This window comes from Kluyvera huaxiensis (genome assembly GCF_040149365.1).
GTDB classification, from domain to species: domain Bacteria; phylum Pseudomonadota; class Gammaproteobacteria; order Enterobacterales; family Enterobacteriaceae; genus Kluyvera; species Kluyvera intermedia_A.
In genome coordinates this window covers 66,145-72,487 of record NZ_JBEFLV010000024.1, presented here as the reverse complement: position 1 = coordinate 72,487, position 6,343 = coordinate 66,145, and the positions used below count along the sequence as shown (strand labels likewise).

The following is a 6,343-nucleotide window of genomic DNA, read 5'->3' as shown; positions in this document are numbered from 1 at the left end:
GCCACTAAAGTGGCTCACCCCTCCGGGGCCAACGCGACAAGCGCGTTGTTCAAACGCCTTCGGCGTTAGTCCGAGTCCGGGCACCACTATTTAAAGAAACCAGCCTACGGGCTGGTTTTTTGCTTTCTGGCGCTCCGGACTCTTCATCGAATCTGGTTCGATGATTCGCCACTAAAGTGGCTCACCCCTCCGGGACCAACGCGACAAGCGCGTTGTTCAAACGCCTTCGGCGTTAGTCCGAGTCCGGGCACCACTATTTAAAAAAACCAGCCTACGGGCTGGTTTTCTGCTTTCTGAGACTCAGGTAACAATAGGGCACATTATCGGCCACTGTGTGCATAAAAGTAACGCATGAAAAATATAGATTCACATTAGTTACCGTTAGAAACCAGTATCCCCAATAAAGCCGATACCACCTCACGTATTATTGGCTACGCAAGGACGTATCAGCCTTTGTAACTGCAGTGCACATCAATATTTTATTTTGGGATAGAGGGTTACGATGAAAAAATTAGCAATGATGCTCGGCGCATGCGCACTACTGGTCTGGGGAGCAGCCAACGCCGCCAACGGCCAGGCAGTAACAAAAGCCAAATCAGCCTGTCAGGCCAATCCAACGCAGTGCTCCCAGGCAAAAAGCGATGCCAAAAAAGAAGCACAGGCAGCCAAAGACGCTTGTACTAAAAATCAAAGCGCCTGTAATAACGCTAAAGCAAAAGCCAAAAGCGCTGTGATGCAATAAAACGCCCTACCACGCGGCAGATTTCGCTGCCGCGTTTCCCCTACCGCTATTCGCGTCCACATAAGTCCATACCGAAACCCTTCACCTCCGCAGTTGGTCTCTTTTCATCAGCAATCTACTTCGGTACAAATCCAGTTAATAAAAAAGCCCGCCGGTTTCCCGGCAGGCCGCAATATTAACGAGCTAAAAGAGTACTCAGGACTGCGGTTTAGGAATCGCTGTCAGGGTGCAAACTGCCTGCAGTTTATCACCACGGCGAGTGGTAATAGTCACTTCATCACCCGCTTTTTTGCCCTGGCACGGCTGCACCATCTTAGTGTCAAAGTTCTGGCGCATCTGCGCACGATCTGGCTGCGCCATGGTCTGGAAAGATACCAGCGCTGCGGCGACCAAAACCGCACCCGTTACGATTTTTTTCATCTGCTTAGTTCCTTTTACTTTCATCTACTTAATTCCTTTCTCAGGGGAGGCAAACAACCATGTCGAAACTAGCAGCACTCCGTAAATCCGACTGTAACTTCGCTTAACTAAGTGTTTCTACGACTTGTTTTCGGAATTTAGCCCATCTCCACCCGCAACACACCCCATCCACATTATCTGTTACCCTATAGCCGCAGGCATCGCGACGACCGCCTTGCCACGCACCCTTAAGGGTATCCAGATGACCGTCAAAGAAAAAATCCTCCTCAGCGCTTGCCTGGCCGGGCACAGCGTACGTTACAACGGTACCCATAAATCCCTGACTTCAGATTTGCTGCAACGCTGGCGCGAAGAGGACCGCCTTGTAACCCACTGCCCGGAACTGGCAGCCGGACTCGGGACCCCACGATTATCGGCGGAGATAGTCAAAGGTCAGGGAATTGACGTTCTAAACGGACGCGCGCAAATGGTAGAAAGCGACGGCTGCGATGTGACCCAACCTTACATACTGGCCGCCTGGCTCGCACTTCAAACCGCGCAGAATAACGGCTGCCGCTTTGCGATTATGACTGACGGTAGCCCAACCTGTGGCAGTCAGACCATTTATAGCGGTGCGTTTAACGGTGATAAGGTGCAAGGAGAAGGAGTTGCCGCCGCGTTATTACGCCAACACGGTATTGAAGTGTTCAGCGAGCATCAGCTCAATGCCCTGGAGCTGCGACTTGCTGAAGTTGAAAGTCAGCCACGCTGAAGACCTGCAGCACCATAATACCCCATAGAAAACACGTCGCTGGCCGTACGTCGGTGCGCTGGCGCCAGATCCAGGCTATTCAGCGATTCCCTGGCACAAATCTCCGCCAGGGGAAGTCTGCACATGGAAATTTATAATCAAGATCACGGAAATTAATTTCTAAATCATAAAACCTATTTCCAGTATGACCTTGTTAAGATTCCTTCCGAGAGCCAATGCGGTGCCAGCACCGCATAGTAAAAGGTGCCAGCACCGCATAGTAAAAGGTGCACTCCATGCGTAAAGATTTAACCAGCAATGAGCTGAGGATTTATAAATTCTGTCAGGAGAATCCTGCTGATGTTTATAAAATGAAGATTCATGAACTGGCAGAGCGCGTTTACACCACCGCGCCTTCTATTTCAAAACTGGTAAAGAAATTAGGCTTCAATAATTTCCAGGAGTTTAAGGTCGACGTTCGGGATGTATTTTCAATATCGAAAAACTCTCAGCACCATAACTCATTTGTTAGTGAGTATATACAGGAAATGCAGGATGCCTTAACTAAGGTATCAGAAAGTAAAGTCAAAGCCTTTTGTGACTTTTTATCAGATTGCAGCACGATTATTACCTGGGGATATGGCACATCGGATAGCGTAGCAAATTATGTCAGCTATAACCTGATGGTGCTAGGCTTTAATATCCTGAATGAAACGGACTATACCAACTGCAATGTCCGCAGCCGCTTTCTTACCGCCAACGATTGTGTGTTGATTGTTTCTAATAGCGGTGAGTCAGAAATGCTGGAAGAGATAATTTTTAATGCCAGAAAGAATGGCATCAAAGTCGCCGCCATCACTAGTCGGGAAAACTCCACGCTGGCACTTAAGGCCGATGCTGCATTGATCTATAAAAACGCCATTATTAAAGATACCGCATTCGAAAATATTAGTTATCCGATTCAAATAGCCATCATCGATATCATGCTTTTCCATTTATCAAACGTCAGAAAAGTATCGCTAAAATTTAATTCAAAGGTAGAAGACTCATGAAAAACGTTAAACTCGTTGTGATTGGTGCAGGAAGCAGCTACACGCCAGAACTGATTGAAGGGGTAATTAAAAACCATCATCAGCTCCCCGTTTCCCACATTGCGTTCGTCGACGTTGAGATGGGCAAAAAGAAGATGGATATCATCTTTCAACTGACCAAACGGATGCTGGAAAAAGCGGGTTTAGCGATTGAAGTGAGCCAAACGCTTAACCGTGGAAATGCGCTACAGGATGCAGATTTCGTGGTCACACAGCTGCGCGTCGGCGGCATTGACGCCCGTATCATTGATGAAAAACTGCCGAAATCCTACGGCTTTATCGGCCAGGAAACCAACGGTGCTGGAGGAATGTTCAAGGCCTTACGCACCATTCCGGTGATCATTGAAATAGCCAATGAAATGAAAGAGATTTGCCCTGAGGCCTGGCTTATTAACTTCACCAACCCAGCATCGATGGTGACGGAAGCGGTGCTGAAATACAGCAATAACAACCGGGTTATTGGCTTGTGTAATGGCCCTATCAATATGACCCATCAGGTCGCAGGCTTACTGAACGCCCGAGTCGAAGATTTATACGTAGAGTTCAAAGGCTCCAATCATATGAACTTTATTACCAAAATCCTGCATAACGGCGTGGATCGCACGCGGGAAACTATCGACTTAATCAACGCAGCGGACGTCGACGCGCTGAGCTTTAAAAACGTCAGCAATGAGCAGTTTAATAAAGAACTGCTGGCAGCCACCAATCTGATCCCGTCTTCATATTTAAAGTACTACCTAAAAACCACTGAAATGCTGGCTGAACAGGATGCTGCCGAACTGTCGCGCGGTGAAATCGTTAAAAATATCGAAGCCGAACTGTTCAAAAAATATAGCGATATCTCCCTTCAGGATAAGCCTAAAGAGCTGGAAGCTCGCGGCGGCGCACTCTATTCCACTGCGGCCCTGAATGTTATTCGTGCGATTTATCTCGATGATAAGAGCATTCAAACCGTCAACGTTCGCAACGGCGGCGCGATCACCAATTTACCTGTCGACGCAGTAGTGGAAGTGAACTGTGTGATGACGCGGAATGGCCCAATGCCAATTTGCACCGGCGAGATCCCATCGCCTGCGAAAGGGATTGTGTCGATGATGAAAGACTATGAAGCGCAGATCGTGAAGGCCGCCGCAACCGGTGATTATCAAGCGTTGATCGCCGGTTTCATCTTCAACCCATTGTGCTCAAGCGATAACTCAGGCGTTGAATTAGTCAAAGAAATGCTGCTGGCCAATAAAAAGTACCTGCCTTTGTTCGCAAAAACTATTGAAGCCCTTTAATCGCGGGAAGAAACAGATGAAATGTACAACTTTCGACACCAACGCCACGCTAGCCGAGCAGGTGATCAGCGAGCTATCGGCGCTTAAGCCACATTCCCGCGTGCTGATCCCTTCGGGGAGCACGCCGCAGTGGGTTTATAACGCACTCGCCACGACAGATATTGCCAACAACCTGACCTTCTTTGCGCTGGATGAATGGGTCAATGTCCCCAGCGAGTCTGATGGCAGCTGCCTGAGCATGATTAACCACGACTTTGTGCACAAATGCTCTCATCCGGTGAAGTTAATCCATTTTGATCCTTATGCTTCCACGGAACAAAATATTGCCCATTACGAGCGCGCATTAAACGGCGAAGAGTTCGATTATGTGATTCTGGGCGTGGGGATGAATGGGCATATCGGCTTAAACGAGCCGGGCGTTTCATTTGATGCCGATTATCTGCAAACCAAACTGGATGAAGTCACCATCAACGTCGCCAGTAAAAAATACTTCTCAGGCGCTGTGACGCTTACCGAAGGCATTACCGTAGGCCTGAAGAAAATCATCAAAGCCAAAAAGGTGATTGTCATCATTAACCATGAGGCTAAGAAAGGTATTTACCAGCAGATCGTCAATGGCGATGCCCATCACACCGAGATCCCAGCAATCTATATTAAGCAATTCCCGCAAGTTCATTACTACATTACAAAAAACCTTAAAGGGTAAGCGGAAATGAGCATAACCTCTCTACTCGAACAAAAGATGTTGCCACTGGCCGAGAAAATATCGTCAAACATCTATCTGACCGCACTCAAAAATGCCTTTATTGCGCTGATTCCCTTTTTAATTGTTGGCTCATTTTTTCTTCTTTTAACTAATTTTCCTATCAGTGGGTATAACGAGTTTATGACCTCCCTGCTGGGAAAAGGCACGCTGGATAAACTGAACTACGGGATTAATGCCAGCTATGGTCTGATGACGTTATTGGTCATCATCACTTTCTCAAAGGAGTTAGTCGAAAAGCTCAACCTCAGCCAAAGCACCGCTATTTTGCCGGTCGCTATATTCTTCTTAATGCTACCAGGAAGCATCACGACAGAATCAGGGGATATTGTGGCAGGGGCTTATGCCCTGCTCGACTTTAGCTCTGAATCGATGTTTTTAGGGATTATTGTCACTGTTATCACCATCAAGATGGTCGAGTTTCTGGAAAACCGAACCTTTACCATCAAGATGCCAGACAGCGTGCCGATGGAAATTGCCAAATCCTTTAAATCGCTGGTGCCTATTTTAGTGGTGCTGCTGTTCTGGATAATGGTCAAAGTTCTGTTTGAGAACACGCATTTCGGCACGCCGGGGAAATTTATCAGCGTCATGCTACAGGAGCCGCTGCTCTATTTAGGCAACTCCATCTTCTCCCAGCTGATTGCTGAGCTCATGATAAGCCTGTTCTGGTTCTTTGGTATTCATGGCGATTCGATCGTGACATCCGTGATGGGGCCAATCTGGCAAACGCTCAGCGCGCAAAATCTAGCGCAAACGCAGGAAGGCCTGGCGGCAACCAATATCATCACCCAGCAATTCAGGGACGTGTATTTGATTGCCGGCGGCACGGGCTTTACCGGCGCGCTACTGATCAGCATTTTTATGGTTGCCAAAAGCACCCGTCTGAAGCAACTGTCAAAACTGGCGGCACCCGCGGCAATATTTAATATCAACGAACCGATTATTTTTGGTTTACCGATTGTACTTAACCCGCTGATGCTTATCCCTTTCCTGCTCACGCCCATCGTGCTTTGTACGGTGACCTACGTGGTTATCGCGCTGGGCTGGGTACCACCGACTTCCGGCGTATCTATCCCCTGGACCACGCCCATTTTTGTCTCCGGATTCCTGACTACCGGAATTTCTGGGGTCATCTTACAAGCGGTAAATTTAGTTATCGCAACCGCCATTTATCTGCCTTTCGTGAAGGTGTTAGACAAGCAGTATCTTCATGAAGAGAGCCAAATGGACAGCGCCTGATTTTTGCAGTTAACGGGGCCCTTCTTTCGCCTGTTGTGTAAAGAAGTGCCCCAGACTGAAAAGGCTGCTGTCGTA

The 6,343-nt window shown here is 47.9% G+C and carries 7 protein-coding genes; 6 read left to right on the top strand and 1 reads right to left on the bottom strand.

The features are described from left to right. Positions 1-502: 502 nt before the first annotated feature. On the top strand, positions 503-742 hold the full coding sequence (locus ABOC97_RS20420; RefSeq protein WP_349601295.1) for a late histone H1: 240 nt from the start codon (positions 503-505) through the stop codon (positions 740-742). A 195-nt stretch (positions 743-937) separates the two neighbouring features. On the opposite strand, the gene ABOC97_RS20415 is transcribed toward ABOC97_RS20420, so the two are convergent. After that, positions 938-1,162 (bottom strand): hypothetical protein, encoded by a 225-nt coding sequence (locus ABOC97_RS20415; RefSeq protein ID WP_349601293.1) that lies wholly within the window; start codon positions 1,160-1,162, stop codon positions 938-940. A 241-nt stretch (positions 1,163-1,403) separates the two neighbouring features. Between ABOC97_RS20415 and ABOC97_RS20410 the strand changes: the two genes are divergently transcribed. The 5 genes from ABOC97_RS20410 (at position 1,404) to ABOC97_RS20390 (ending at position 6,268) form a co-directional block, all read left to right on the top strand. After that, positions 1,404-1,913 carry a 2-thiouracil desulfurase family protein gene (locus tag ABOC97_RS20410; RefSeq protein WP_349601291.1) on the top strand — a complete coding sequence of 170 codons (510 nt, stop codon included), beginning with the start codon at positions 1,404-1,406 and terminating at the stop codon, positions 1,911-1,913. Positions 1,914-2,188: 275 nt separating this feature from the next. Beyond that, the gene (locus tag ABOC97_RS20405) at positions 2,189-2,944 is read left to right on the top strand and encodes a MurR/RpiR family transcriptional regulator (protein ID WP_349601289.1); all 756 of its coding nucleotides are present in this window, start codon (positions 2,189-2,191) and stop codon (positions 2,942-2,944) included. Further along, the gene (locus ABOC97_RS20400; RefSeq protein ID WP_349601287.1) at positions 2,941-4,263 is read left to right on the top strand and encodes a 6-phospho-beta-glucosidase; all 1,323 of its coding nucleotides are present in this window, start codon (positions 2,941-2,943) and stop codon (positions 4,261-4,263) included. Before ABOC97_RS20405 ends, ABOC97_RS20400 begins: the two co-directional genes overlap by 4 nt. Positions 4,264-4,279: 16 nt before the next feature. Further along, positions 4,280-4,969: a 6-phosphogluconolactonase gene (locus tag ABOC97_RS20395; protein WP_349601285.1), complete on the top strand. Its 690-nt coding sequence runs from the start codon at positions 4,280-4,282 to the stop codon at positions 4,967-4,969. A 6-nt stretch (positions 4,970-4,975) separates the two neighbouring features. After that, positions 4,976-6,268, top strand: a complete 1,293-nt coding sequence (locus tag ABOC97_RS20390) for a PTS sugar transporter subunit IIC (protein WP_349601283.1) — start codon at positions 4,976-4,978, stop codon at positions 6,266-6,268. The last annotated feature ends 75 nt before the right edge of the window (positions 6,269-6,343 follow it).

Coding starts and splice junctions, on each gene's coding strand:
- ABOC97_RS20405 (WP_349601289.1), top strand. CDS start 2,189: ATGCGTAAAGATTTAACCAGCAATGAGCTGAGGATTTATAAATTCTGT.
- ABOC97_RS20415 (WP_349601293.1), bottom strand. CDS start 1,162: ATGAAAAAAATCGTAACGGGTGCGGTTTTGGTCGCCGCAGCGCTGGTA.
- ABOC97_RS20410 (WP_349601291.1), top strand. CDS start 1,404: ATGACCGTCAAAGAAAAAATCCTCCTCAGCGCTTGCCTGGCCGGGCAC.
- ABOC97_RS20390 (WP_349601283.1), top strand. CDS start 4,976: ATGAGCATAACCTCTCTACTCGAACAAAAGATGTTGCCACTGGCCGAG.
- ABOC97_RS20395 (WP_349601285.1), top strand. CDS start 4,280: ATGAAATGTACAACTTTCGACACCAACGCCACGCTAGCCGAGCAGGTG.
- ABOC97_RS20400 (WP_349601287.1), top strand. CDS start 2,941: ATGAAAAACGTTAAACTCGTTGTGATTGGTGCAGGAAGCAGCTACACG.
- ABOC97_RS20420 (WP_349601295.1), top strand. CDS start 503: ATGAAAAAATTAGCAATGATGCTCGGCGCATGCGCACTACTGGTCTGG.